The following is an 867-nucleotide window of genomic DNA, read 5'->3' on the forward strand; positions in this document are numbered from 1 at the left end:
CCGCTGTAGAGAGTGTCAAAGACCTTGAGGTATTACCTGTACTTGATAAAGATGTTATTCGTGATAACTACGAAGGCTTTGTAGCAGCTACACATAAAGGGAAGAACATTAAGAAAGCTACCGGAGGTTCATCCGGTGTGCCGTTCAGGTTTGAATTGGATCAAGAAAGTAATGAGCGCCGGCAAGGAGTCATGTGGAGAGGGTATGGAAACCTTGGTGCCGGGCTTGGTGTTAAATCACTTTATTTGTGGGGAGCGAACATTGCGCCTGTTGGTGCTAAGTCAGCCCTTAAAGATAAGCTTTATCACGCTTTCTATAATCGAAAGATATTAAACTCTTTCGAAATGACGGCATATAACTTGGGAACTTATGTTGAGCAGATTAACGCCTACAAAGCTGAGGCAATAGTTTCTTATGTCAACCCTTTGGTAACGTTGGCAGATTATATTATCGAGAATGATATAACCATTAAATCACCTAAGTCGATTTTGACTGGCGCCGAACCATTATATGAGTTTCAGCGGGAAAAAATCGAAAGAGCTTTCCGAGCGCCAGTATATAATACTTACGGTTGTCGGGAGTTTATGTTGATTGGTTCGGAGTGCAAAGAAAAGAATGGTTTGCATACAAATATTGATCACCTTGTTGTAGAGCTGTTGGGAGATCAAAATAAAGTGATTTCTGAAGCCGGAGTGTCTGGTGATGTGGTGGTAACCGACTTGCACAATTACGGCTTTCCACTTATTCGGTATCGAAATGGGGATCGTGCGACGATTTCTTCTGCTACCACTTGTCAGTGTGGTTCGCCTTTCCCGCTGCTTCAATCTATTGATGGCCGTAAGCTGGACGTGATTAAGACGCCCGATG

1 protein-coding gene is annotated in these 867 nt (G+C 43.3%); it reads left to right on the forward strand.

The features are described 5' to 3' along the window. On the forward strand, positions 1-867 hold an 867-nt coding region (locus A3763_RS28985), incomplete at both ends, for a phenylacetate--CoA ligase family protein (RefSeq protein WP_197483022.1).

Source organism: Oleiphilus sp. HI0128, from assembly GCF_001635365.1.